Origin of the sequence: Pseudomonas sp. B15(2017), from assembly GCF_002113215.1 — a bacterium.
Lineage (GTDB): Bacteria > Pseudomonadota > Gammaproteobacteria > Pseudomonadales > Pseudomonadaceae > Aquipseudomonas.
This window is the reverse complement of record NZ_NEJZ01000013.1, coordinates 19,884-43,454: the sequence shown is the minus strand read 5'-3', so window position 1 is coordinate 43,454 and position 23,571 is coordinate 19,884. Positions and strand designations below refer to the sequence as shown.

Genomic DNA, 23,571 nt, shown 5'->3' with positions numbered 1-23,571 from the left:
AAATATCGTCTGTGTGCAGTCTAGAGGGTGTAGCGGCATTTCTTCAGACAAATAAAAAACGGGAAGCCCGAAGGCTTCCCGTTTTCAGTGCGGCGCCGGATCAGATGACCTGAACGATGGCGTCTGTTACGGCTTCGATGTTGCTCTGGTTCAGCGCGGCCACGCAGATGCGGCCGGTGTCCAGGGCGTAGATGCCGAACTCGTTGCGCAGGCGGTGAACCTGTTCGGTGGTCAGGCCGGAGTAGGAGAACATGCCGCGCTGACGACCGACGAAGCTGAAGTCACGCTGCGGGGCTTTCTTTGCCAGCAGAGCAACCATCTGCTCGCGCATGCCGCGAATGCGCAGACGCATCTCGGCCAGTTCGGCTTCCCACTGGGCGCGCAGTTCCGGGCTGTTCAGCACGGCGGCGACCACGCTTGCACCGTGGGTCGGCGGGTTGGAGTAGTTGGTGCGGATCACGCGTTTGACTTGCGACAGGACGCGGGCGCTTTCCTCTTTCGATTCGCTGACGATCGACAGCGCACCGACGCGCTCGCCGTACAGCGAGAACGACTTGGAGAACGAGCTCGACACGAAGAAGGTCAGGCCGGATTCGGCGAACAGGCGCACGGCAGCGGCGTCTTCGGCAATGCCGTCACCGAAACCCTGGTAAGCCATGTCGAGGAACGGCACGTGACCTTTGGCCTTGACCGCCTCCAGCACGTTGTTCCAGTCCGAAGGGCTCAGGTCGACGCCGGTCGGGTTGTGGCAGCAGGCGTGCAGCACGATGATCGAGCCGTTCGGCAGGGCGTTGAGGTCTTCCAGCAGGCCGGCACGGTTCACATCGTGGGTGGCGGCGTCGTAGTAGCGGTAGTTCTGCACCGGGAAACCGGCGGTTTCGAACAGCGCGCGGTGGTTTTCCCAGCTCGGGTCGCTGATCGCCACAACGGCATTCGGCAGCAGTTGCTTGAGGAAGTCGGCACCGATTTTCAGTGCGCCGGTCCCGCCGACGGCCTGAGTGGTGACAACGCGGCCAGCTGCCAGCAGTGGCGAATCATTGCCGAACAGCAGCTTTTGCACGGCCTGATCGTAAGCGGCGATGCCGTCGATTGGCAGGTAGCCGCGCGAGGCGTGCTGAGCGGCGCGAATGGTTTCGGCTTCGATGACGGCGCGCAGGAGTGGAATTCGCCCCTCTTCGTTGCAGTACACACCCACCCCGAGATTGACCTTATTGGTCCGGGTATCGGCGTTGAATGCTTCGTTGAGGCCCAGGATTGGATCGCGGGGTGCCATTTCGACAGCGGAGAACAGGCTCATTTTTACGGCAGCTCTAATGGAGAGTGGAGGGACGTGTGGCGCTCCAGCCGAATGCACTAGAGCGGTGCACAAACGGGGAGCTAGTATAGAGGCCATCATCGATCAATGGCGACAGGCGAATCGGCTTTTAAGGTAAGTTTTTCCGATTATTTCTCGACCGTTAGTCGAATGGATTTGTCAGAAGCTTTACCGGATGTAGGACGTTTGCCTTGAAAGGCGAGGCAATCGGCTCCACATTCAGCACAATCTTCGTTTTTCCTTGCGCGACATCGGTCGTTTGCGGTCTTTCTCGTGGGCCTGCGCTTTGTCGTCGGCGTCGCGACTCCAGAGGTGTTTATGTCTGAATTCCAGCTCGTCACCCGTTTCGACCCCGCCGGCGATCAACCCGAAGCCATTCGCCAGATGGTCGAAGGCATCGAAGCCGGGCTGGCGCACCAGACGCTGCTCGGGGTGACCGGGTCGGGCAAGACCTTCAGCATCGCCAACGTGATCGCCCAGGTGCAGCGTCCGACCCTGGTGCTGGCGCCGAACAAGACCCTGGCTGCGCAGTTGTACGGCGAGTTCAAGTCGTTCTTCCCGAACAACGCCGTCGAGTACTTCGTTTCCTACTACGACTATTACCAGCCCGAAGCCTATGTGCCGTCGTCCGACACCTTCATCGAGAAGGATGCGTCGATCAACGACCACATCGAGCAGATGCGGCTGTCGGCGACCAAGGCCTTGCTTGAGCGCAAGGACGCGATCATCGTCACCACGGTGTCGTGCATCTACGGTCTGGGCAGCCCGGAAACCTATTTGAAAATGGTCTTGCACGTCGATCGCGGCGACAAGCTCGATCAGCGTGCGCTGGTGCGGCGCCTGGCCGACCTGCAATACACCCGCAACGACATGGATTTCGCCCGGGCGACGTTTCGGGTACGCGGCGACGTGATCGACATTTATCCGGCCGAATCCGACCTCGAAGCGATCCGGATCGAGCTGTTCGATGACGAAGTAGAAAGTATTTCCGCGTTCGACCCTCTGACCGGTGAGGTCATCCGCAAGCTGCCGCGTTTCACCTTTTACCCGAAGAGCCACTACGTGACGCCCCGGGAAACCTTGCTCGACGCCATCGAGGGGATCAAGGTCGAGTTGCAGGAGCGCCTGGAATACCTGCGCAATAACAACAAACTGGTGGAAGCCCAGCGGCTGGAGCAGCGCACCCGGTTCGACCTGGAGATGATCCTCGAACTCGGCTACTGCAACGGCATCGAGAACTACTCGCGCTACCTGTCGGGCCGGCCGGCTGGCGCGCCGCCGCCGACCCTCTACGATTACCTGCCGGCCGACGCGTTGCTGGTGATCGACGAGTCCCATGTCAGCGTGCCGCAGGTCGGCGCGATGTATAAGGGCGACCGTTCACGTAAGGAAACACTGGTGGAATACGGTTTCCGCCTGCCATCGGCGCTGGATAACCGGCCGATGCGTTTCGACGAGTGGGAAGGGGTGAGCCCGCAGACGATCTTCGTTTCGGCCACGCCCGGCAACTACGAAGCCGAGCACGCCGGTCGGGTGATCGAGCAAGTGGTGCGACCGACCGGTCTGGTCGATCCGCAGGTTGAAGTACGCCCGGCGCTGACCCAGGTCGACGATCTTTTGTCGGAAATCACCAAGCGGGTGGCGCTGGAGGAGCGGGTGCTGGTCACCACGCTGACCAAGCGCATGGCCGAAGACCTGACCGATTACCTGGCCGACCACGGCATTCGTGTGCGTTATCTGCACTCGGACATCGACACCGTCGAACGGGTCGAAATCATCCGCGACCTGCGTCTCGGCACGTTCGATGTGCTGGTGGGGATCAACCTGCTGCGTGAAGGCCTGGACATGCCGGAAGTGTCACTGGTGGCGATTCTCGACGCGGACAAGGAAGGTTTCCTGCGTTCCGAGCGCTCGCTGATTCAGACCATCGGCCGGGCGGCGCGTAACCTCAATGGCCGGGCGATTCTCTACGCGGATCGCATGACTGGTTCGATGGAGCGCGCCATCGGCGAAACCGAGCGCCGTCGCGACAAGCAGATCGCCTTCAACCTGGCCAATGGCATCACGCCCAAGGGTGTGTTCAAGGACGTCGCCGACATCATGGAAGGCGCCACCGTGCCCGGTTCGCGCAGCAAGAAGCGCAAGGGCATGGCCAAGGCCGCCGAAGAGAGCGCCAAGTACGAAGCCGAACTGCGCTCGCCGAGCGAGATCACCAAGCGCATCCGCCAACTTGAAGAGAAGATGTACCAGTTGGCCCGCGACCTGGAGTTCGAAGCGGCGGCGCAAATGCGCGACGAAATTGCAAAGTTGCGTGAGCGCCTTTTGGCCGTCTGAAGGTTTGCAGTGTTTGGTCGGGCCTCTTCGCGAGCAAGCTCGCTCCCACATTGGAGTTGTGTCGTTCACAAAAAAACTGTGGGAGCGAGCTTGCTCGCGAATGGGGCGACTCGGTCTTAATGAGACTCCCCGGCCTTCAGTCCGGCGGGCAGTTTCTTGGTGAGCAAGATCGCCAACATGCTGATCCCCAACGCAATCCCGACAAAATGAAACGCATCGTTGTAGGCCATGATCAGCGCCTGCTGATGAACGATCTCGCTTAATTTGCCCAACGCCGCCGTGTCACTGCCGAACCGATCGGTCATCGACGCCAGGCGTTCGGCCACCTGCGGATTGGTCGGCACCACCGCTTCACGCAAGTAATCGAAGTAAGTCTTGGTGCGCGCGTCCAGCAACGTCGCAAGCAGGGCGATGCCGATGGCGCCGCCGAGGTTGCGCAAAATGTTGAACAGACTTGACGCCGAGCCCGCGTCCTGCGGCAGGATGTAAGCCGTGGCGATCAGCGAAATGGTCACCATGATCAGTGGTTGACCGAGGGCGCGGATAATCTGGATCTGATTGAACTGCGGCCCGGCAAAATCCGGGTTTAGCACGCCAGATGAAAAACTCGCCAGCCCGAACAGGCCAAAACCGATCGTGCACAGCCATTTTGGCGAGACGAATTTCATCAGCTTCGGCACCAGCGGAATCAGAAACAGCTGCGGCACGCCCATCCACATGATCACCTCACCGATCTGCAGGGCGTTGTAGTTCTGGATCTGTGCCAGGTACAGCGGCAACAGATAGATCGAGCCGTACAGCCCGACGCCCATGCCGAGGCTGGAAATACTCGACAGACCGAAATTGCGGTTGCGCAGGATGCCCAGGTTGATCAGCGGATTGGGCTTGGAGATCTGCACGATCACGAAGGTGATCAGGCTCAGCAGGGCGATGCTGCCCAGCGTCACTATCAGATTCGATTCCAGCCAGTCCTTGCGATGGCCTTCCTCAAGGAAAACCTGCAAGCAACCGAGGCCGACGCCCAGCGTGAGAATGCCGGTGTAATCGGTGCTTTTCAGCAGTTCCCAGTGCGCTTCTTTCTTCTCCAGGCCGTACATCAGCCCGGCGATCATGATCAGTCCCGGCGGGATGTTGATATAGAAGATGTACTCCCAGCCCCAGTTTTCCGTGAGCCAGCCGCCGAGGGTCGGGCCGATGGACGGGGCGAAGGTGGCGGTCATGGCAAACATGGCCATGCCTTTGGCCCGGTGGTGTTCGGGGAGTTTGATCAGCGTCAGGGTGAACGCCAGCGGGATCAGCGCGCCGCCGGTGAAGCCTTGCATGGCGCGAAACACGATCATGCTTTCCAGGCTCCAGGCCATCGAGCACAGCAGCGACGAAATCAGAAAACCCAGCGAAACCCACACCGCCAGCCGCCGGGCCGACAGCAACTGCACCAGCCAGGCGGTCAGCGGAATCATGATGATTTCCGCCACCAGATAAGACGTCGAAATCCACGAGCCTTCTTCCAGCGTCGCCGACAGGGCGCCTTGAATGTCCTTGAGCGATGAGTTGGTGATCTGGATGTCGAGCACCGCCATGAAGGCGCCGAGCATCACGCTCATCACCGCGATCCAGTCCCGCCGGGTCGGTTCGCCGACCGGGCGGATCAGTGAATCACCGGCCATTGTCAGAGGCGTCTTTGATGTTCACGGTGGCGGTGACGGACATGCCCGGACGGATCTTACCGTGCAGCGGGTTATCCGCCTTGAAGGTCAGCTTGACCGGAATCCGCTGCACGACCTTGGTGAAGTTGCCGGTGGCGTTGTCCGGCGGCAACAGGCTGAACTGCGCGCCGGAGGCGGCGAACAGGCTGTCGACCCGGGCTTCAATCGGCGTATCACCATAGGCGTCGAAGAGCAGTTCGGCCTTCTGGCCCGGTTGCATGTGGCCGATCTGGGTTTCCTTGAAGTTGGCCTGGACCCAGATGTCTTCGTCCGGAACGATCGACAAAAGATAGGCGCCGGCCTGCACAACTTGCCCGTTGCGGGCGGCGCGCTGGCCGATCAGGCCGCTGATCGGTGCGTGGATTTCGCTGCGGGTCAGGTTCAGTTCGGCCTGGGCAAGGTCGGCGCGGGCGTTGGCGATCTGCGCGTCGAGGCGTTTGACTTCGGCGGTCAGTGCATTGACCTGCTGGCGCTGGCTCTGGGCATCGGCTTGCGCCTTGGCCACTTGCGAGCGGGCGATGTGGGCTTCGGCAGAAAGGGTGGTGACACGCTCCTCGGAAACGTAGCCGGGTTTGCGCAGGGTTTCTGCCCGCGACAAATCCACCTGCGAGCGGCCGAGTGTCGCCTGGGTGGTGGCCACTTGTGCGTCGCTGGCGGCGATCAGGCTGGCTTGCTGGGTCAGTTTGCTCTGGGCTTGCAGACGCTCGGCCTCGCGGGTGGCGAGGGCGGCGTTGGCCCGATCGACGGCAAGGCGAAAGTCATCGCCTTCGAGACGGATCAGCAATTGGCCTTTTTCCACGTGCTGATTGTCCTGCACCAGCACTTCGTCGATACGCGCGCTCAACTGGCTCGACACACGGGTGATTTCACCCTGGACATAGGCGTTGTCGGTGCTTTCATAAAAGCGGCCCTTGAAAAACCAATGGGCGAAAAAGCCCCCGGCAATCAACAGGACCAGCAACAGGAAAATGAACAGGCGACGCTTGAGTTGGGCAGGCATGGGCAAACTGTAGTCGAGGAATTGTAAGGAAAGTTATCAGCAGGCGAATCTGGCATACAGCCGATGAGCGGTAAATGCCGTCTGTTGATAATCGGCCATTCATCACGGCCAACGGGCGTTCCAGACGCAACCTTGGCTTAAATGCCCTGCCCGCTGGAGCGGGGCGGGTGTCGCCTGTTACCATTCGCCGCTTGATTGTTCTTTGCTTTTCATTCTTTTCGAGACATGCCATGACCACCGTCCGCACTCGCATCGCGCCATCGCCTACCGGGGATCCCCACGTAGGTACCGCTTACATCGCACTGTTCAACTACTGCTTTGCCAAGCAGCACGGCGGTGAGTTCATCCTGCGGATCGAAGACACCGATCAGTTGCGTTCGACCCGCGAGTCCGAACAGCAGATCTTCGACGCTTTGCGCTGGCTGGGTATCGACTGGAGCGAAGGCCCGGACGTCGGCGGCCCGCACGGTCCTTACCGTCAAAGCGAGCGCGGCGATATCTACCAGAAGTACTGCCAGCAACTGGTCGACATGGGCCACGCCTTCCCGTGCTTCTGCACCGCCGAAGAGCTGGACCAGATGCGCGCCGAGCAAATGGCGCGCGGCGAAACCCCGCGTTACGACGGCCGTGCACTGCTGCTGTCCAAAGAAGAAGTCGCCCGTCGCCTGGCTGCCGGCGAACCCCACGTGATCCGCATGAAAGTGCCGACCGAAGGCGTCTGCGTGGTGCCGGACATGCTGCGTGGCGACGTCGAGATCCCGTGGGATCGCATGGACATGCAGGTGCTGATGAAGACCGACGGCCTGCCGACGTACTTCCTGGCCAACGTGGTCGACGATCACCTGATGGGCATCACCCACGTGCTGCGCGGTGAGGAATGGCTGCCGTCGGCGCCGAAACTGATCCTGCTCTATGAATACTTCGGTTGGGAACAACCGCAGCTGTGCTACATGCCGCTGCTGCGTAACCCGGACAAGAGCAAGCTGTCCAAGCGCAAGAACCCGACGTCGGTGACGTTCTACGAGCGCATGGGCTTCATGCCGGAAGCGATGCTCAACTACCTGGGCCGCATGGGCTGGTCGATGCCGGACGAGCGCGAGAAGTTCTCGCTGCAGGAAATGGTCGACAACTTCGACCTCAAGCGTGTGTCGCTGGGCGGGCCGATTTTCGACATCGAGAAGCTGTCGTGGCTCAACGGCCAGTGGCTGCGTGACCTGCCGGTGGAAGAGTTTGCCGCTCGCGTACAGAAGTGGGCGTTCAACTCCGAATACATGATGAAGATCGCGCCGCACGTTCAGGGCCGTGTCGAAACTTTCAGCCAGGTTGCACCACTGGCCGGATTCTTCTTCGCCGGTGGCGTGAATCCGGATGCCAAGCTGTTCGAGTCGAAAAAGCTCTCGGGTGATCAGGTTCGTCAACTGATGCAATTGATCCTGTGGAAACTGGAAAGCCTGCGTCAGTGGGAGAAGGACAGCATCACCGCGACGATTCAGGCGGTGGTCGAATCCCTCGAGCTGAAGCTGCGTGATGCGATGCCGCTGATGTTTGCGGCGATCACCGGTCAGGCGAGCTCGGTGTCGGTGCTTGATGCGATGGAAATCCTCGGGCCGGACCTGACCCGTTTCCGTCTGCGCCAGGCGATTGACCTGCTGGGCGGCGTGTCGAAGAAAGAAAACAAAGAGTGGGAAAAGCTGTTGGGCGCCATCGCCTGATTGGGTTTGACTCTGCAGGATGCGCCGCAGGTCAGGATCTTTTGATCCCGTCCTTCGGCGTTTTCTCCCGAATTTATGGGGGGAGGATGGTAAGTGATTGTTATGCCGACAAAAAATTTTGAAATTTTTCAAAAATAAGTTTGACAGCCTTTCGATACGCCCTTAAGATTCGCCCCGTCCTCAGCGATGACATCAACGATGAGGGGCTATAGCTCAGCTGGGAGAGCGCTTGCATGGCATGCAAGAGGTCGACGGTTCGATCCCGTCTAGCTCCACCAATTTACACTTCGAAGCCTGGCCACACCGGCTTCGAAGCGATCAACACTCAGCGTTGATCAGTTGTATAGAAGGGTTTGCGTCCCCTTCGTCTAGTGGCCTAGGACACCGCCCTTTCACGGCGGTAACAGGGGTTCGAGTCCCCTAGGGGACGCCAGTTTTACAGAAGCGATGTTGCAAGATGTCGCTCCGCCGAGAGGCGAAAAATTCGGGGCTATAGCTCAGCTGGGAGAGCGCCTGCATGGCATGCAGGAGGTCAGCGGTTCGATCCCGCTTAGCTCCACCAATTTACAGTTCAAGGTCTGGCCACACCGGCCTTGAATCGATCAGTACTCAGCGCTGATCAGTTGTATAGAAGGTTTGTGTCCCCTTCGTCTAGTGGCCTAGGACACCGCCCTTTCACGGCGGTAACAGGGGTTCGAGTCCCCTAGGGGACGCCACGATTACCCGCTTTGCGGGATTTTATAAGGGTCATTCAATTATTGAATGGCCCTTTTGTTTGTCTGGCGTTTGGCCAAATCCTCTTTTTCCTTAACACTGTGCTTCAGACCAGCGGTCACGCGTGTGACTTGCGGAATATTATTATGAGAATAATATTGCTATCGTAATATTCGGAGGCGACGATGAACGACAAGAAAGCTCAAACCCGCGAACGCATTCTCAAGGCCGCCAGCGCTGCACTGATCCAGCGCGGCCCCGCTGAACCGAGCGTGGGCGAAGTGATGGGTGCTGCCGGCCTGACCGTCGGTGGCTTCTACGCGCACTTCGAAAGCAAGGACGCAATGATGCTCGAGGCGTTCAAGCAATTGCTCGGTCGCCGTCGCGACCTGATTGCCGACATGGACAGCGAGCTGACCGGTGAAGAGCGCCGCGCCCTGGTGGCTGCGTTCTACCTGTCGCGCAAACATCGCGATTCCAGCGATTCGGCGTGCCCGATTCCGGCCTCCATTGGTGAGCTGGGCCGTCTGCCAGAAGCGTTCCGGATCGCATTGAACGAACACCTGGAATTGATGATTGCGCAGTTGGCCGCAACGCCGGAAGACACCGATAAAGCGTTGGCCGACGTGGCCTTGATGGTAGGTGGTCTGGCGCTCGCGAGGGCGTTGGGTCCTGGGGATTTATCCGATCGATTGCTGCGTGCCGCCAAGTCGGCGGTGCGTTGACCTGAAGGCTACAAGCCCGAGGAGAGAGCGATGAGCACGTTGAAGTGGGTTCGTGGCGTTAATGGCACCTTGGGCTGGTTTGCACCGAAACTGGTGGCGAGCAAAATGCGGCTGGCGTTCATGACGCCGCGCGCGAATGCGCCGCGGGACTGGGAATTGCCGCTGCTGGAGAAATCCGAGCGCATCACGTTGCGTTTCGGTCTCTCGGCCCTGCGTTGGGGGCAAGGCCCGACTGTCTTGCTGATGCACGGCTGGGAAGGGCGGCCCACCCAGTTTGCCGCGTTGATCACGGCGCTGGTTGAAGCGGGTTACACCGTTGTCGCGCTGGATGGCCCGGCCCACGGCCGCTCGCCGGGGCGCGAAGCCAATGTGGTGTTGTTCGCTCGTGCGATGCTTGAGGCCGCTGCAGAGTTGCCACCGTTGCAAGCGGTCATTGGCCACTCCATGGGTGGTGCCAGCGCCATGCTCGCCGTGCAATTGGGCTTGCGCACTGAAACCCTGGTGAGCATCGCCGCTCCGGCGCGAATCCTTGGTGTTTTGCGCGGATTCGCCCGCTACGTCGGTATGCCACCCAGAGCTCGTTCCGCGTTCATTCGTCAAGTCGAGCAGGACGTTGGCATGCGCGCAGCCACGCTCGATGTCGCCCACTATCAACTGGATATGCCAGGCCTGATCGTACATGCCGAGGACGACACTTTCGTCCCGGTCAAGGAATCCCGACTGATCCACGAATCCTGGTTCGACAGCCGCTTGCTGCGTCTGGAAACCGGCGGCCATCAGCGAGTGCTGGCCGACCCTCGGGTGATTGATGGTGTGTTATCACTGCTGGCCGGGCGAAGCCTTCAGGCGCGGCAATCGGCGTAGTCATCCGTTACACTGCCCCGTTTGAATAATCTGACCGGGAGTAGGGCATGGGCTGGGATCGGGCGACGCCGTTTACCATTGATCTGCAAGTGGGCGCCGAGGACATCGACGGGCTGGGCCACGCCAACAACGCGGTGTACGTGACCTGGCTCGAGCGCTGCGCCTGGCGCCACTCGCAGCGCCTGGGTCTGGATCTGGTCGAGTACCGGCGTCTGGATCGGGCAATGGCCGTTGTACGACACGAAATCGATTACCTGGCGGCTGCCTACGAAGGCGACGAGCTGCAACTGGCGACCTGGATCGTCGATTGGGATCAGCGCCTGAAAATGACCCGTCACTTCCAGTTGATTCGCCCTAGCGACAACGCCACGCTGCTGCGCGCCCAGACCACCTTCGTCTGCATTGAGCTGTCGACCGGCAGGCCCAAGCGCATGCCCGCCGAGTTCATCGAAGGCTACGGCCCGGCCATCCAGACAGCGGACATGGGTTTAACCCGCGAAACCCAGTAAACTGCCGCACGTTTTTCCTTGAGTGTGTGTTTCCCATGCAAATTGCTCTGGCGCCGATGGAAGGGTTGGTCGACGACATCCTGCGCGATGTCCTGACCCGTGTCGGCGGTATTGACTGGTGTGTGACCGAGTTCATCCGGGTCAACGATCAGTTGCTGACCCCGGCCTATTTCCACAAGTTCGGCCCCGAACTGCTCAACGGTGCGCGCACGGCTTCCGGCGTGCCACTGCGCGTGCAGTTGCTGGGTTCCGATCCGGTGTGCCTGGCGGAAAACGCGGCACTGGCCTGCGAGTTGGGTTCTGAGGTGATTGACCTGAACTTCGGCTGCCCCGCCAAGACCGTCAACAAGTCCCGTGGCGGTGCGGTTCTGCTCAAGGAGCCGGAACTGCTCAACCAGATCGTCGAGCACGTCCGTCGCGCTGTCCCTGCGCACATTCCGGTCACTGCCAAGATGCGCCTGGGTTTCGACAGCCCCGATGGTTCGCTGGTATGCGCCACGGCGCTGGCCGAGGGCGGTGCCGAGCACATCGTGGTTCACGCCCGGACCAAGATGGACGGCTACAAACCGCCGGCGCATTGGGAGTGGATTCCGCGTGTGCAGGACGTGGTCAAGGTGCCGGTGTTTGCCAATGGCGACATCTGGAGCGTCGAAGACTGGCGTCGCTGCCGGGAAATCAGCGGTGTCGAAGACATCATGCTCGGTCGTGGCCTGGTGTCGCGTCCGGATCTGGCCCGTCAGATCGCCGCCGCTCGTGCCGGCGAGGAAGTCGTCGAGATGACCTGGGCCGAGCTGCTGCCGCTGATCCAGGACTTCTGGCTGCAAGCCAAGGCACAGATGACCGCGCGTCAATCGCCGGGCCGCCTGAAGCAATGGCTGGCGATGCTGACCCGCAATTATTCCGAAGCCACCGAGCTGTTTACCGTGCTTCGCCGCGAAACCGAACCGGATCAGGTCTCGCGTTTGCTGGGCTTGCCGGTCGCCGAAGCGGCCTGAAAAAAATCTTCAAATCGTCTCTTGAAAACAAAATGCAGGTCCCTATCTAAGGGTTACGCGATGCCGAATTCGGGTCGCGGAGACAAAAAAACTTGCTGATTGTTTTCAGGAGATTTGAACCATGAGTACTGCATTTTCCCTCGCTCCACTGTTCCGTTCCTCGGTAGGTTTCGACCGTTTCAACGACCTGTTCGAAACCGCCCTGCGCAACGAGCCAGGCAGCAGCTATCCTCCTTACAACGTCGAAAAACACGGTGACGATCAATACCGCATCGTCGTGGCGGCGGCCGGTTTCCAGGAAGAAGACCTGGAACTGCAAGTCGAGAAAGGTGTGCTGACCATCAGTGGCGGCAAGCGTGACGCGAACGAAGGTGTCACTTTCCTGCACCAGGGCATCGCCCAACGTGCATTCAAGCTGTCCTTCCGCCTGGCCGATCACATCGAGATCAAGGCTGCCGACCTGCGTAACGGTCTGTTGAGCATTGACCTGCTGCGAGTGATCCCGGAAGAAGCGAAAGCCAAGCGCATCCCGATCAACGGGGCGGAGAAGCCGGTCCTGCAATAAGCCGACCGGGAAGAAGGGCGCCGAAAGGCGCCCTTTTTTGTGCCCGTCATTCCAGCAATCCTTTCAACCCCTCCAGCGGCAACGGCCGGCTGTGCAGATAACCCTGATACAAATGGCAACCCAGCCCCTGCAGGAAGGCCAGCTGTTCCGGGGTTTCCACGCCTTCGGCGATCACTTCCAGTTCCAGGCTGCGGGCCATGGCGACAATGGCGCGGATGATTTCGGCGTCGTTGGGGTCGCTGGTGGCGTCACGGATAAACGATTGATCGATCTTCAGCGTGTCCACCGGCAATCGCTTCAGGTAGGTCAGCGATGAATAGCCGGTGCCGAAATCGTCCATGGCAAAGCTCACGCCGAGTTTTTTCAGGCGACGCATTTTGCTGATGGTGTCTTCCAGGTTCTGGATGACGATGCCTTCGGTAATTTCCAGTTTCAGCAGTGAGCAGGGCAGGCCGTGGCTGCTCATGCTGTGCTCGATGCGCTCGACGAAGTCGTTCTGGCGGAACTGCCGGGGGCTGATGTTCACGCACAGGGTGAAGGCCAGAGGATCGATCAGCTGTTCGGCGATCAATTGCTTGAAAGCTTCGCACGCCTCATCGAGGATCCAGGTGCCGACCTCCAGAATCAGCCCGCTGTCCTCCAGGACCTTGATGAATTCGGCGGGCGATTGCGCGCCGAGTTCCGGGTGGTTCCAGCGCACCAGGGCTTCAGCGCCGATGATGCGATTGTCCCGGGCGTCGATCTGCGGTTGGTAATGAACGTCGAATTCCCCCCGGGACAGCGCCAGGCGCAGGTCGGTCTCCATACGCAGCCGTTCGCTGGCCGCTTTCTGCATGGTGTTGTGGTACATCTGCGTGGTATTTCGTCCGGAATCCTTGGCGCGGTACAGCGCAATGTCGGCACGTTTGAGCAGATCGGTCGGCGTCGAGCCGTGATCGGGAATCAGCGCCACGCCGATGCTCGGCGTCACTTGCAGGCGCTGGCCGTCGAGGAACATCGGCTCCGACAGCAACTCGCGAATGGTGTCGGCCAGCTCGCGCACCTGGGCGCTGACTTCATTACGCGTGCCTTCCAGGCCGCTGAGCAGCACCACGAATTCATCGCCACCGAGCCGCGCCACGGTGTCTTCCATGCGTACGCTGGCTTCAAGCCGCGCGGTGATGATTTTCAGCACGGTGTCGCCGACCGGGTGACCCAGTGAGTCGTTGATGTGCTTGAAGTGATCCAGATCGAGAAACAGCAGCGCGCCTCGCAGGTTGTGGCGCTTGAGCAGGGCGATCTGCTGGCTCAGTCGATCCATCAGCAGCGCGCGGTTGGGCAGGTTGGTCAGCGGATCGTGATAGGCCAGGTGGCGGATCTGCGCCTCGGCGTTCTTCAGCAGGCTGACATCCCGGGCCGTGAGCAACAGGCAGGCGGTTTCATTGAGGGTGATCGGTTCGACCGAGACTTCCACCGTCAGTATCTCGCCGCGCTTGTTGCGCCCGAGCATTTCCTGATGATGCACGCGGCCTTTGATCTGAAGTTCGGCGAGCAACGCCGAACGCTGTTTTTCCTCGGCCCAGATGCCGATCTGATACACGGTTTTACCCACCACTTCGTCGGCGCGGTAACCGGTCAGGCGGCAGAAACCGTCATTGACCTCCAGATAGCGCCCGGTGTCGCGTTCGGTGATGGTGATGGCGTCGGGGCTTGAGTGAAACGCCTTGGCGAATTTCTCTTCACTGGCCTTGAGTGCCGCTTCCGAGCGCTGTTGCTGAGTAATGTCGCGCAATGTGGTGACGATGCACGGCTGGTTGCCAACGCTGATCTGGCGGCTGGAAATCACGCAGGTCAGCGACTGGCCGTCTTTGTGCTGGACGATGATCGCGACATTGCTCAGGCCCTGTTCGCGGATCACCCGTTCGATGCGTTGCAGACTTTTCGCCGAGGCGTCCCACAGGCCGATTTCTTCGGCGGTATGGCCGATCACATCGCTGGCGCTCCAGCCGAAAGTCTGGGAAAAGCTGGAATTGATCTCGATGAATTCCCCGGTTTCCTGGCGCGTCACGCATATCGGGTCGGGACTGACCTGGAACAGCGTGGCGAATTTCTCTTCCGAAGCCACCAGTCGTTGTTCGCGCTCGACCTGATCGGTGATGTCCAGCAGGGTGCCGGCCATCCGCAGCGGTACGCCGTTGTCGTCGCGATAGAGGCGGGCGCGGCTTTCCAGGTAGCGCGAGCTGCCATCCGGCAGTTGCACGCGGTAAGTCAGCTGATAATTGCCCGCCGGGCCTTCGCGCAGGCTGCGATAGGCGTCGCGCATGCTGTCGCGCTCTTCGCCGGGGACGCCCTCGAAGAATTCTTCGAACGATTCATGAAATGGTTTCGGCTCAAGACCGTGCAATTGCGCGGCCCGGGCCGAGCCGTAGAGCATGCCGCTGGGAATGTGCCAGTCCCAGGTGCCGAGCTGTGCCGAATCCAGCGCCAGGTCGAGGCGTTCCTGACTGTCCTTCAGGGCATGCTCGGCGGCCTTGCGTTCGGTGGTGTCGAGAAAGGTGCTGAGCAGGTACGGCTGGCCTTCGAGTTCGACCTTTTGCGCGCTGAGGATGCCGTCGTGGATCTGGCCGTTGCTGGCGCGGAACTGCACCTCCATGCTGATCAGTTCGCCCTTGGCCTTGGTCTTCTTGACCAGCTCCGCCCGTTGTTCGGGATGGACCCACAGGCCCAGCTCCAGGGTGGTGCGACCGATGGCGCTCTGCACCGGCCAGCCGAACAAGCTTTCGAAATACTGGTTGGCCTCGCTGATCAGGCCGTCCTCCTGACGGGTCAGCAGCACCATGTTCGGGCACAGGTGAAACAGCGTGGCGAAACGTTTTTCAGAGCTGCTGAGCGCCTGTTCCCTTTGCCTTTGGTGGGTGATTTCGCGGATGACCCCGATCATTCGGGGCCGGCCGTGTTTGTCCGGCAGCAGGCTGCCGTTGATTTCCAGCCAGTGCAGGCTGCCGTCGGGCCAGCGGATGCGGTGGTGCATCGCCTGTTCCAGCGGCGCGCCGGCGATGACCGCGTGGAAGGCGCGAATGGTTTTCGCCCGGTCTTCCGGCGGCAACAAGTCGAGGTATTCCAGGTCTTCGGGCAGCGGTTGCCGCGGGTCGAAGCCGAACAGGGCCTGAGTGCCGCGCGACCAACTGATCTGCCCGCGCTCGATATCCCAATACCAGGCGCCAAGCCGAGCGCCGTTGAGCGCCGCGAGCAATTGCGGCGCGCTCTCCCAGCTCTGCTCGGAACGCCGTGGATCAATGGCCTGAATACGCGGCATCGGCGGAATACGGTCAACAGATTTCGGCATTGTTAAGGGGCCTTGAGCTGATGTGGGCGTTTGGCACAGGGACGGCAGCTCTATAGGAGTAGCACAAGTTAGCCGAGAGTCCCTGGCAGATCGATTTGAGCGTCCAGCAGGGCCATAAATGCCCGTGCAGCATTCGACAGCGTCCTTTCAGTGTGCAGGATATAGCCTAGCTGGCGACGGAGCTGTATGCCCGGTAAAGGTATGCGCGCCACCTGTTCATCGAGCATCGTGCGCGGCAAAACGCTCCACGCCAGGCCGATCGACACCATCATCTTGATGGTTTCCAGGTAGTTGGTGCTCATCGCGATGTTCGGCGTCAGGCCCTGAGCCTCGAACAGCCGTTGGACAATATGGTGGGTGAAGGTGTTGCCGCCGGGGAAAACTGCCGGATGACCGGCAATGTCCGCCAATGTGACGGCGCCGTTGCTGATCAATGAATGTTCGGGGGCGACCACGAAATCCAGCGGGTCATCCCAGACCGGCGTGGCCTTGACCAGCGTATGTGGTTCCGGCGCGAGCGTGATGACCGCCAGTTCCGCCCGGCCGTGAAGAATCTCTTCGTAGGCCACTTCCGAATCGAGGAACTGAATATCCAACGCAACCTGTGGGTAGCGGCGAGTGTATTCCCTTAATAAGGGCGGCAAGCGGTGCAGACCGATGTGGTGACTGGTGGCCAGGGTCAGGCGGCCCGTGACTTCGCCGGTCAGGTTGGTCAGGGCGCGGCGCGTGTCGTCCAGCACGTTGAGAATCTGATAAGCCCGTGGCAACAGGGCCCGGCCGGCCTCGGTCAGGCCCACTTCACGACCGAGCCGGTCGAACAGTCGCACATTCAATTGCTGCTCCAGCCCGGCGATGCGTTTGCTGATGGCCGGTTGCGTCAGGTGCAGGCGTTCACCGGCGCCGGAGAAGCTTCCGGTTTCTGCAATCGCGATAAAAGCATTGAGGTTGGCCAGGTCCATGTTTGTATTCCAGCTGGTTATCCAAAGCATAAAAAATATGAATTTGAGTTATTTAATCTAACCCCATAGGATCGGCCTCACAAGCCAAAGGGTTATTGATAAGCCCAGGGCATAGAAACAAGCTGATGAGGAACCGTCTGATGGCCGGCAAAACGCTCTACGACAAGCTCTGGGATTCGCATTTGGTCAAGCAGCGCGACGATGGCTCGGCGCTGATCTATATCGATCGTCACATCATTCACGAAGTGACCTCGCCGCAGGCCTTCGAAGGCTTGCGTCTGGCCGGGCGCAAGCCGTGGCGCATCGATGCCAACATCGCCACCCCGGACCACAACGTACCGACCACCCCGGAGCGCAAGGGCGGCATCGAAGCCATTGCCGACCAGGTCTCGCGTTTGCAGGTTCAGACCCTCGATGACAACTGCGATGAATACGGCATCGTCGAGTTCAAGATGAATGACGTGCGACAGGGCATTGTCCACGTGATCAGCCCGGAGCAGGGCGCGACCTTGCCGGGCATGACCGTGGTCTGCGGCGACTCGCACACCTCGACTCACGGCGCGTTCGGCGCCCTGGCTCACGGTATTGGCACTTCCGAGGTCGAGCACGTACTCGCCACCCAGTGCCTGGTCGCCAAGAAAATGAAGAACATGCTGGTGCGCGTCGAAGGCCAGTTGCCGTTCGGCGTGACCGCCAAGGACATCGTCCTCGCCGTCATTGGCAAGATCGGCACGGCTGGCGGTAATGGCCATGCCATCGAGTTCGCCGGCAGCGCGATCCGTGATCTGTCGATCGAAGGCCGCATGACCATCTGCAACATGTCCATCGAAGCCGGCGCCCGCGTGGGTCTGGTAGCGGCGGACCAGAAGACGGTGGATTACGTCAAGGGTCGTCCGTTCGCACCGAAAGGCGCCGAGTGGGATCTGGCGGTCGAGTCCTGGAAAGATCTGGTGTCCGACGCCGACGCGCATTTTGACACCGTGGTCGAGCTCGACGCCGCGCAGATCAAGCCGCAGGTCAGCTGGGGCACTTCGCCGGAAATGGTCTTGGCCGTTGATCAGAACGTGCCGGACCCGGCCAAGGAAATGGATCTGGTCAAACGCGACTCGATCGTCCGTGCCTTGAAATACATGGGTTTGACCGCCAATCAGGCGATCACAGATATTCAGCTCGATCGCGTATTCATCGGCTCCTGCACCAACTCGCGCATCGAAGATTTGCGCGCTGCCGCGGTGATCGCCAAGGGCCGCAAAGTTGCGTCGACCATCAAACAGGCCATCGTGGTGCCGGGTTCGGGTCTGGTGAAGGCACAGGCTGAAGCCGAAGGTCTGGACAAGATTTTCCTGGAAGCCGGTTTCGAGTGGCGCGAGCCGGGTTGCTCGATGTGCCTGGCGATGAACCCGGACCGTTTGGAGTCCGGCGAGCACTGTGCGTCGACCTCCAACCGTAACTTCGAAGGCCGTCAGGGCGCCGGTGGCCGTACCCACCTCGTCAGCCCGGCCATGGCCGCTGCGGCGGCGGTGAACGGTCGTTTCATCGACGTTCGTGAATTGATCTGAGGAGCGCAGCATGAAAGCTTTTACCCAGCACACCGGCCTTGTCGCGCCTCTGGATCGTGCCAACGTCGACACCGACCAGATCATCCCGAAGCAGTTCTTGAAATCGATCAAGCGCACCGGCTTCGGCCCGAACCTGTTCGACGAATGGCGTTATCTCGATGTGGGGCAGCCGTATCAGGACAACTCCAAGCGCCCGCTGAACAAGGAATTCGTGCTCAACGCCGAGCGTTATCAAGGCGCCAGCGTGTTGCTGGCCCGCGAGAACTTCGGTTGCGGTTCCAGCCGTGAGCACGCGCCGTGGGCGCTGGAAGAATACGGGTTCCGCAGCATCATCGCGCCGAGCTACGCCGACATCTTCTTCAACAACAGCTTCAAGAACGGTTTGCTGCCGATCATCCTGAGCGACGCAGAGGTCGACGAGCTGTTCAAGCAGGTCGAGGCCGAGCCGGGCTATCAGTTGCAGATCGATCTGCAAGAACAGACCGTGACCAGCCCGAACGGCAAGGTCTATCGCTTCGAGATCGATGCCTTCCGCAAACACTGCCTGCTCAATGGCCTGGACGACATCGGCCTGACCCTGCAGGACGGCGATGCCATTGCCGCGTTTGAAGCCCGGCATCGCGCGAGCCAGCCGTGGTTGTTCCGCGACGCGTGATTGATTCGAGATGATGTAGTCAGGGCTGGCCCCTTCGCGGGCAAGCCCGCTCCCACATTTGAAGTGCATTCCCCTGTGGGAGCGAGCTTGCTCGCGAAAAGGGCAGTTCAAACAACATAGGAATCAGGATGTGACCATGACCAGCACCGCCCACAGTCAGGTTGTACAAAAGCAATTCGGTGAGCAGGCCGCCGCCTACCTGAGCAGCGCCGTTCACGCTCAAGGCACTGAATTTGCGCTGCTGCAGGCTGAGCTGGCGGGGCAGGGCGAGGCGCGGGTGCTGGATCTGGGTTGCGGCGCCGGGCACGTGAGTTTTCACGTTGCTCCGTTGGTGAAGGAAGTGGTCGCGTACGACCTGTCGCAGCAGATGCTCGACGTGGTCGCCGCCGCTGCCGTTGATCGCGGATTGAGCAACGTGTCCACGGTCAACGGCGCCGCCGAGCGTCTGCCGTTTGCCGATGGCGAATTCGACTTCGTGTTCAGCCGCTATTCGGCGCACCACTGGAGCGACCTCGGCGTGGCCTTGCGCGAAGTGCGCCGGGTGCTGAAACCGGGCGGCGTGGCGGCATTCATTGATGTGCTGTCGCCGGGCAGTCCGCTGTTCGACACCTATCTGCAGAGCGTCGAAGTGCTGCGCGACACCAGTCATGTGCGCGATTATTCGGCCGGTGAGTGGTTGCGCCAGGTCAGCGAGGCCGGTCTGCACACACGCAGCACCACGCGTCAGCGCCTGCGTCTGGAGTACAGCAGTTGGGTCGAGCGCATGCGCACGCCAGAAGTGATGCGCGCCGCGATCCGCCAGTTGCAGCAATCGATGGGCAACGAAGTGCGCGAATATTTTGAGATTGAGGCTGATGGATCGTTCAGTACAGATGTACTGGTGCTCTGGGCCGAGAAATAAACTTAGAACGACAAGCATTTTTCCGGGCGCGCCAGTCGATGGGGCACCGATTGAAGACACGAGGAAAGCATGAGCAAGCAGATTCTGATTCTCCCAGGCGACGGTATTGGTCCGGAAATCATGGCCGAAGCGGTCAAGGTGCTGGAGCTGGCCAACGACAAGTACAGCCTGGGTTTCGAGCTGAGCCATGACGTGATCGGTGGCGCCGCCATCGACAAGCACGGCGTGCCGCTGGCCGACGAAACGCTCGATCGCGCTCGCGCTGCCGATGCCGTGCTGCTGGGCGCCGTGGGCGGCCCGAAATGGGACACCATCGAGCGTGACATCCGCCCCGAGCGCGGCCTGCTGAAAATCCGTGCGCAACTGGGCCTGTTCGGCAACCTGCGTCCGGCGATCCTTTACCCGCAACTGGCTGACGCTTCGAGCCTGAAACCGGAAATCGTTTCCGGCCTGGACATCCTGATCGTCCGTGAGCTGACCGGCGGCATCTATTTCGGTGCGCCGCGCGGCACTCGTACCCTGGAAAACGGCGAGCGCCAGTCCTACGACACGCTGCCGTACAGCGAAAGCGAAATCCGCCGCATCGCCCGTGTCGGTTTCGACATGGCCATGGTCCGCGGCAAGAAGCTGTGCTCGGTGGACAAGGCCAACGTGCTGGCGTCCAGCCAGTTGTGGCGTGAAGTGGTCGAGCAGGTGGCCAAGGATTACCCTGAAGTCGAACTGAGTCACATGTACGTCGACAACGCCGCCATGCAACTGGTGCGCGCACCGAAGCAGTTCGACGTGATCGTCACCGACAACATGTTCGGCGACATTCTGTCCGACGAAGCGTCGATGCTCACCGGCTCCATCGGCATGCTGCCGTCGGCCTCGCTGGATGCCAACAACAAGGGCATGTACGAGCCTTGCCACGGTTCGGCACCGGACATCGCCGGCCAAGGCATCGCCAACCCGCTGGCGACCATCCTGTCGGTGTCGATGATGCTGCGTTACAGCTTCAATCTGCACGAAGCGGCGGATGCCATCGAGAAAGCGGTCAGCGTGGTGCTGGATCAAGGCCTGCGCACCGGCGACATCTTTTCGACCGGTTGCACTAAAGTCGGTACGCAGGAAATGGGTGACGCAGTAGTCGCCGCGCTGCGGAATCTGTAATCTCTCGGGCCCGCTGCGAAATTCAATACAAAGCAGCGGCCCACTTTTCAAGAAGGTGTAGTTGCGATGAAACGTGTAGGTCTGATCGGTTGGCGCGGCATGGTCGGTTCCGTGCTCATGCAGCGGATGCTGGAAGAGCAGGATTTCGATCTTATCGAGCCGGTGTTTTTCACCACTTCCAATGTCGGTGGCCAAGGCCCGTCCGTGGGCAAGGACATTGCTCCGCTCAAGGACGCTTACAGCATTGAAGAGCTGAAGACCCTCGACGTGATCCTGACCTGCCAGGGCGGCGACTACACCAGCGAAGTATTCCCCAAGCTGCGCGAAGCCGGCTGGCAGGGTTACTGGATCGACGCGGCCTCGAGCCTGCGGATGAACGACGACGCCGTCATCATCCTCGACCCGGTCAACCGCAAGGTCATCGACCAGCAGCTCGACGCGGGCACCAAGAACTACATCGGCGGCAACTGCACCGTCAGCCTGATGCTGATGGGCCTGGGCGGCCTGTTCGAGGCCGGTCTGGTCGAGTGGATGAGCGCCATGACCTATCAGGCGGCCTCGGGTGCCGGCGCGCAGAACATGCGTGAACTGATCAAGCAGATGGGGGCGACCCACGCCGCTGTCGCCGATCAACTGGCCGATCCGGCCAGCGCGATTCTCGACATCGACCGTCGTGTGGCCGAAGCCATGCGCAGCGACGCATACCCGACCGAAAACTTCGGCGTGCCGCTGGCCGGCAGCCTGATCCCTTGGATCGACAAGGAACTGCCGAACGGCCAGAGTCGTGAAGAGTGGAAGGCCCAGGCCGAAACCAACAAGATCCTCGGCCGCTTCAAGAGCCCGATCCCGGTCGACGGCATCTGCGTGCGCATCGGCGCCATGCGTTGCCACAGCCAGGCGCTGACCATCAAGCTGAACAAGGATGTGCCGATCGCCGACATCGAAGGGTTGATCAGCCAGCACAACCCTTGGGTCAAGCTGGTGCCGAACAACCGTGAAATCAGCATGCAGGAGCTGAGCCCGACGAAAGTCACCGGCACGCTGAACGTACCGGTCGGTCGTTTGCGCAAGCTGAACATGGGTTCGCAGTTCGTTGGCGCGTTCACCGTCGGCGACCAGTTGCTGTGGGGCGCTGCCGAGCCGCTGCGTCGCATGCTGCGGATCCTGCTGGAGCGTTGATCGCTTGACGCAATGAAAGAACCCGCGCCTTGCAAGAGGCGCGGGTTTTTTTGTACCTGTTGATCGTTCCCACGCTCTGTGTGGGAAATGCAGCCATGGACGCTCCGCGTCCGCTCTTCGCGGCGGGCGCGAATTGCCTGTGTGCGACTCACCCGGTAAAGTGCCGCTCCCCCCGTTTCGCCAGAGGTAGCAACATGACCCAGACCCTTGATATTGCCGTGATCGGCGCCACCGGTACTGTCGGCGAAACGCTTGTGCAGATTCTCGAAGAGCGCGACTTCCCGGTTGGCACACTGCATCTGTTGGCCAGCAGCGAATCGGCTGGCAGCTCAGTGTCGTATCGTGGCAAGAACGTGCGGGTGCGTGAGGTCGATGAGTTCGACTTCGCCAAGGTCAAACTGGTTTTCTTTACCGCGGGGCCTGCGGTCACCCTGAGTTACGCGGCTCGCGCTCATGCCGCGGGTTGTTCGCTGATCGATCTGTCCGGTGCCTTGCCGGCCGACCAGGCCCCGCAAGTGGTGCCGGAAGCCAATGTCGAGGTGTTGGCCGGTCTGAAAGCGCCGTTTCAGGTCAGCAGCCCGAGCCCGTCGGCCACTGCGCTGGCCGTGGTGCTGGCGCCATTGCGCGAGCTGATCGAGCTGCAATACGTGCATGTCACCGCCAGTCTGGCCATTTCCGCTCAGGGGCGCGAAGCAGTCTCCGAGCTGGCGCGCCAGACCGCTGAACTGTTGAATCTGCGTCCGCTGGAGCCGAAATTCTTTGATCGGCAGGTGGCATTCAACGTACTGGCCCAGGTCGGTACGCCGGATGCGCAAGGCCATACGCTGCTGGAAAAGCGCCTGGTGCGCGAACTGCGTCAGGTGCTGGCGCAGCCTTCTTTAAAGATTTCCGCGACTTGCATTCAAGCCCCGGTGTTTTTTGGCGATAGCTTTAGCGTGACCTTGCAGTCAGCGAGCGCGGTCGACCTGGAAAAGGTCAATGCTGCGCTTGAAGATGCCGAGGGTATCGAGCTGGTGGAGGCCGGCGATTATCCGACTGCTGTCGGTGATGCGGTCGGGCAGGACGTGGTCTATGTCGGGCGGGTGCGCGCCGGTGTCGACGAGCCGTCGGAACTTAATCTGTGGCTGACGTCAGATAACGTACGCAAGGGTGCGGCCCTCAACGCCGTGCAGGTCGCCGAGTTGTTGATAAAAGACCTGCTGTAAAAGATACTTGGCAACAATTTGTCGACTGATTCTAGGTGAGCGCTATGCTTGCCCCGAGCACTCGATGACGTGTCACCCTCCGGGACTTTCCGGGGCATCAAAGAAATGATCGCGCGCGGCATGCTGTCGTCGTCGCGCGCAATGCCTTACGGCAGCGACAATCAACATCTTCTCGCTGGCCGAGGAACGTTCAAACA

18 protein-coding genes and 4 tRNA genes are annotated in these 23,571 nt (G+C 60.6%); 17 read left to right on the top strand and 5 right to left on the bottom strand.

Annotated features, from left to right (window positions below; translation table 11 throughout):
• Positions 1-100: 100 nt before the first annotated feature.
• Positions 101-1,297 carry an amino acid aminotransferase gene (locus CAF73_RS19155; protein WP_085700167.1) on the bottom strand — a complete coding sequence of 399 codons (1,197 nt, stop codon included), beginning with the start codon at positions 1,295-1,297 and terminating at the stop codon, positions 101-103.
• Positions 1,298-1,633: 336 nt separating this feature from the next.
• Here CAF73_RS19155 and uvrB point away from each other — a divergent pair, with 336 nt between their 5' ends.
• The gene (gene uvrB / locus CAF73_RS19150; RefSeq protein WP_085700166.1) at positions 1,634-3,649 is read left to right on the top strand and encodes an excinuclease ABC subunit UvrB; all 2,016 of its coding nucleotides are present in this window, start codon (positions 1,634-1,636) and stop codon (positions 3,647-3,649) included.
• Between the two features lie 116 nt (positions 3,650-3,765).
• On the opposite strand, the gene CAF73_RS19145 is transcribed toward uvrB, so the two are convergent.
• Both CAF73_RS19145 and CAF73_RS19140 read right to left on the bottom strand, forming a co-directional pair.
• Positions 3,766-5,256, bottom strand: coding sequence for an MDR family MFS transporter (locus CAF73_RS19145; protein ID WP_170929767.1), 1,491 nt, complete (start codon positions 5,254-5,256; stop codon positions 3,766-3,768).
• A gap of 49 nt (positions 5,257-5,305) precedes the next feature.
• Positions 5,306-6,355 (bottom strand): HlyD family secretion protein, encoded by a 1,050-nt coding sequence (locus CAF73_RS19140; RefSeq protein WP_085703505.1) that lies wholly within the window; start codon positions 6,353-6,355, stop codon positions 5,306-5,308.
• A gap of 230 nt (positions 6,356-6,585) precedes the next feature.
• On the opposite strand from CAF73_RS19140, the gene gltX reads away from it, so the two are divergent.
• The 10 genes from gltX (at position 6,586) to CAF73_RS19090 (ending at position 12,439) form a co-directional block, all read left to right on the top strand.
• Entirely contained in the window at positions 6,586-8,067 is a 1,482-nt protein-coding gene (gene gltX, locus CAF73_RS19135) for a glutamate--tRNA ligase (RefSeq protein WP_085700163.1), read from the top strand.
• Positions 8,068-8,269: 202 nt separating this feature from the next.
• Positions 8,270-8,345 (top strand) — tRNA-Ala (locus CAF73_RS19130).
• A gap of 79 nt (positions 8,346-8,424) precedes the next feature.
• Positions 8,425-8,500: transfer RNA gene (locus CAF73_RS19125), tRNA-Glu, on the top strand.
• A gap of 53 nt (positions 8,501-8,553) precedes the next feature.
• Positions 8,554-8,629: transfer RNA gene (locus CAF73_RS19120), tRNA-Ala, on the top strand.
• A 78-nt stretch (positions 8,630-8,707) separates the two neighbouring features.
• A tRNA-Glu gene (locus CAF73_RS19115) sits at positions 8,708-8,783 on the top strand.
• A gap of 183 nt (positions 8,784-8,966) precedes the next feature.
• Complete coding sequence (locus CAF73_RS19110) at positions 8,967-9,506, top strand: TetR/AcrR family transcriptional regulator (protein ID WP_011333341.1); 540 nt, start codon at positions 8,967-8,969, stop codon at positions 9,504-9,506.
• A 30-nt stretch (positions 9,507-9,536) separates the two neighbouring features.
• On the top strand, positions 9,537-10,370 hold the full coding sequence (locus CAF73_RS19105; protein WP_085700162.1) for an alpha/beta fold hydrolase: 834 nt from the start codon (positions 9,537-9,539) through the stop codon (positions 10,368-10,370).
• Positions 10,371-10,417: 47 nt separating this feature from the next.
• Positions 10,418-10,879 carry a thioesterase family protein gene (locus CAF73_RS19100; protein ID WP_011333342.1) on the top strand — a complete coding sequence of 154 codons (462 nt, stop codon included), beginning with the start codon at positions 10,418-10,420 and terminating at the stop codon, positions 10,877-10,879.
• Between the two features lie 35 nt (positions 10,880-10,914).
• Positions 10,915-11,874 carry a tRNA-dihydrouridine synthase gene (locus CAF73_RS19095; RefSeq protein WP_085703504.1) on the top strand — a complete coding sequence of 320 codons (960 nt, stop codon included), beginning with the start codon at positions 10,915-10,917 and terminating at the stop codon, positions 11,872-11,874.
• A gap of 121 nt (positions 11,875-11,995) precedes the next feature.
• Positions 11,996-12,439, top strand: coding sequence for an Hsp20 family protein (locus tag CAF73_RS19090; protein WP_065261390.1), 444 nt, complete (start codon positions 11,996-11,998; stop codon positions 12,437-12,439).
• 46 nt (positions 12,440-12,485) lie between these two features.
• Here CAF73_RS19090 and CAF73_RS19085 read toward each other — a convergent pair whose 3' ends face one another.
• Positions 12,486-15,764: a PAS domain S-box protein gene (locus CAF73_RS19085; RefSeq protein WP_085703503.1), complete on the bottom strand. Its 3,279-nt coding sequence runs from the start codon at positions 15,762-15,764 to the stop codon at positions 12,486-12,488.
• 68 nt (positions 15,765-15,832) lie between these two features.
• Complete coding sequence (locus CAF73_RS19080; RefSeq protein WP_085701270.1) at positions 15,833-16,723, bottom strand: LysR family transcriptional regulator; 891 nt, start codon at positions 16,721-16,723, stop codon at positions 15,833-15,835.
• 140 nt (positions 16,724-16,863) lie between these two features.
• On the opposite strand from CAF73_RS19080, the gene leuC reads away from it, so the two are divergent.
• From leuC to CAF73_RS19050, 6 genes are all read left to right on the top strand, one after another.
• Complete coding sequence (gene leuC, locus CAF73_RS19075) at positions 16,864-18,282, top strand: 3-isopropylmalate dehydratase large subunit (RefSeq protein WP_074687686.1); 1,419 nt, start codon at positions 16,864-16,866, stop codon at positions 18,280-18,282.
• Positions 18,283-18,292: 10 nt separating this feature from the next.
• Complete coding sequence (gene leuD / locus CAF73_RS19070; RefSeq protein WP_085701269.1) at positions 18,293-18,937, top strand: 3-isopropylmalate dehydratase small subunit; 645 nt, start codon at positions 18,293-18,295, stop codon at positions 18,935-18,937.
• Positions 18,938-19,073: 136 nt separating this feature from the next.
• Positions 19,074-19,838: a class I SAM-dependent methyltransferase gene (locus CAF73_RS19065; protein ID WP_085701268.1), complete on the top strand. Its 765-nt coding sequence runs from the start codon at positions 19,074-19,076 to the stop codon at positions 19,836-19,838.
• Positions 19,839-19,907: 69 nt separating this feature from the next.
• Complete coding sequence (gene leuB, locus CAF73_RS19060) at positions 19,908-20,990, top strand: 3-isopropylmalate dehydrogenase (RefSeq protein WP_085701267.1); 1,083 nt, start codon at positions 19,908-19,910, stop codon at positions 20,988-20,990.
• A gap of 66 nt (positions 20,991-21,056) precedes the next feature.
• Positions 21,057-22,169 carry an aspartate-semialdehyde dehydrogenase gene (gene asd / locus CAF73_RS19055; protein ID WP_011333354.1) on the top strand — a complete coding sequence of 371 codons (1,113 nt, stop codon included), beginning with the start codon at positions 21,057-21,059 and terminating at the stop codon, positions 22,167-22,169.
• A gap of 194 nt (positions 22,170-22,363) precedes the next feature.
• A complete protein-coding gene (locus CAF73_RS19050) occupies positions 22,364-23,374 on the top strand; it encodes an aspartate-semialdehyde dehydrogenase (RefSeq protein WP_085701266.1) in 1,011 nt (336 codons plus the stop codon).
• Positions 23,375-23,571: the final 197 nt, after the last annotated feature.

Bases quoted from the DNA above. Each gene is read 5' to 3' on its own strand.
- CAF73_RS19155 (WP_085700167.1), bottom strand. From the start codon at position 1,297: ATGAGCCTGTTCTCCGCTGTCGAAATGGCACCCCGCGATCCAATCCTG.
- uvrB (WP_085700166.1), top strand. From the start codon at position 1,634: ATGTCTGAATTCCAGCTCGTCACCCGTTTCGACCCCGCCGGCGATCAA.
- CAF73_RS19140 (WP_085703505.1), bottom strand. From the start codon at position 6,355: ATGCCTGCCCAACTCAAGCGTCGCCTGTTCATTTTCCTGTTGCTGGTC.
- gltX (WP_085700163.1), top strand. From the start codon at position 6,586: ATGACCACCGTCCGCACTCGCATCGCGCCATCGCCTACCGGGGATCCC.
- CAF73_RS19110 (WP_011333341.1), top strand. From the start codon at position 8,967: ATGAACGACAAGAAAGCTCAAACCCGCGAACGCATTCTCAAGGCCGCC.
- CAF73_RS19105 (WP_085700162.1), top strand. From the start codon at position 9,537: ATGAGCACGTTGAAGTGGGTTCGTGGCGTTAATGGCACCTTGGGCTGG.
- CAF73_RS19100 (WP_011333342.1), top strand. From the start codon at position 10,418: ATGGGCTGGGATCGGGCGACGCCGTTTACCATTGATCTGCAAGTGGGC.
- CAF73_RS19095 (WP_085703504.1), top strand. From the start codon at position 10,915: ATGCAAATTGCTCTGGCGCCGATGGAAGGGTTGGTCGACGACATCCTG.
- CAF73_RS19090 (WP_065261390.1), top strand. From the start codon at position 11,996: ATGAGTACTGCATTTTCCCTCGCTCCACTGTTCCGTTCCTCGGTAGGT.
- CAF73_RS19085 (WP_085703503.1), bottom strand. From the start codon at position 15,764: ATGCCGAAATCTGTTGACCGTATTCCGCCGATGCCGCGTATTCAGGCC.
- CAF73_RS19080 (WP_085701270.1), bottom strand. From the start codon at position 16,723: ATGGACCTGGCCAACCTCAATGCTTTTATCGCGATTGCAGAAACCGGA.
- leuC (WP_074687686.1), top strand. From the start codon at position 16,864: ATGGCCGGCAAAACGCTCTACGACAAGCTCTGGGATTCGCATTTGGTC.
- leuD (WP_085701269.1), top strand. From the start codon at position 18,293: ATGAAAGCTTTTACCCAGCACACCGGCCTTGTCGCGCCTCTGGATCGT.
- CAF73_RS19065 (WP_085701268.1), top strand. From the start codon at position 19,074: ATGACCAGCACCGCCCACAGTCAGGTTGTACAAAAGCAATTCGGTGAG.
- leuB (WP_085701267.1), top strand. From the start codon at position 19,908: ATGAGCAAGCAGATTCTGATTCTCCCAGGCGACGGTATTGGTCCGGAA.
- asd (WP_011333354.1), top strand. From the start codon at position 21,057: ATGAAACGTGTAGGTCTGATCGGTTGGCGCGGCATGGTCGGTTCCGTG.
- CAF73_RS19050 (WP_085701266.1), top strand. From the start codon at position 22,364: ATGACCCAGACCCTTGATATTGCCGTGATCGGCGCCACCGGTACTGTC.